At 59.7% G+C, this 1,295-nt stretch carries 1 protein-coding gene; it reads left to right on the top strand.

Annotated elements, in window-relative coordinates:
- Positions 1–1,277: ABC transporter substrate-binding protein (locus tag AC1D0Z_RS22025; RefSeq protein ID WP_477660278.1), on the top strand; the 1,277-nt coding region annotated here is incomplete at its 5' end.
- Between the last annotated feature and the right edge of the window lie 18 nt (positions 1,278–1,295).

Raw genomic sequence — 1,295 nt, 5'->3', positions numbered from 1 at the left:
ATGCCGACGACGTGCTGTTCATGTTCGAGCGCCAGTGGAAGGAAGACAACGCCTTCTTCAAGGTCACCAGCCCCAACCACTCCTACTTCAGCGACATGGGCATGCCCAAGCTGCTGAAATCGGTGGAAAAGGTCAACGACTACACCGTCAAGATCACGCTGGACAAGCCTGAGGCACCCTTCCTCGCCAACCTGGCCATGCCTTACGCAGCGGTCCAGTCCAAGGAATACGCCGACGCCATGCTGAAAGCCGGCACCCCCGAAAAAATCGACCAGGACCCGGTCGGCACGGGCCCCTTCTACCTGGTGCAGTACCAGAAAGACGCGGTCATCCGCTACAAGGCTTTCCCACAGTACTGGGGCGGCAAGGCCAAGATCGACGACCTCGTGTACTCGATCACGCCTGACGCGTCGGTCCGCTGGGCCAAGCTGCAGAAGAACGAATGCCACGTCATGCCTTACCCCAACCCCGCCGACCTGGACGCGATCCGCAAGGACGCCAACGTCACGATCGTCGAGCAGGCCGGCCTGAACGTTGGCTACCTGGCTTACAACACCACCAAGAAGCCGTTTGACGACGTGCGCGTGCGCAAGGCCATCAACATGGCCATCAACAAGAAAGCCATTGTTGACGGCGTGTACCTGAGCACCGGTGTCGCCGCCAAGAACCCGATTCCGCCGACCATGGCCGCGTACAACAACGCCATCAAGGACGACGAATACAACCCAGAAGCCGCCAAGAAATTGCTGGCCCAGGCCGGTTTCCCCAACGGTTTCACCACCGACCTGTGGGCCATGCCCGTGCAGCGTCCGTACAACCCGAATGCCAAGCGCATTGCCGAGTTGATGCAGGCTGACCTGGTCAAGGTCGGTGTGACCGCCGAGATCAAGAGCTTCGAATGGGGCGAGTACCGCAAGCGTTTGCAGGCTGGTGAACACCAGATGGGCATGCTGGGCTGGACCGGCGACAACGGCGATCCTGACAACTTCATGTACACCCTGCTCGGTTGCGCTTCGGCACAGTCCGCCAGCGGTTCCAACATCGCCAAGTTCTGCTACCAGCCGTATGAAGACCTGGTCCTGAAAGCCAAGACCGTGACCAACCCTGCCGAGCGCATCAAGCTCTACCAGCAGGCGCAGGTCATCTTCAAGGAGCAGGCTCCCTGGTTCACCATCGCCCACGCGGTGCAATTGAAGCCTATCCGCAAGAGCGTGATCGGCTACAAGAACAGTCCGTTCGGCCGCCACAACTTCTACGCTGTCGATATCAAGGAGTAATCCTCGACAGGTTCAGGC

The organism is Polaromonas sp. P1_E3, assembly GCF_056405935.1.
This window is presented reverse-complemented; position numbering and strand designations above follow the sequence as displayed.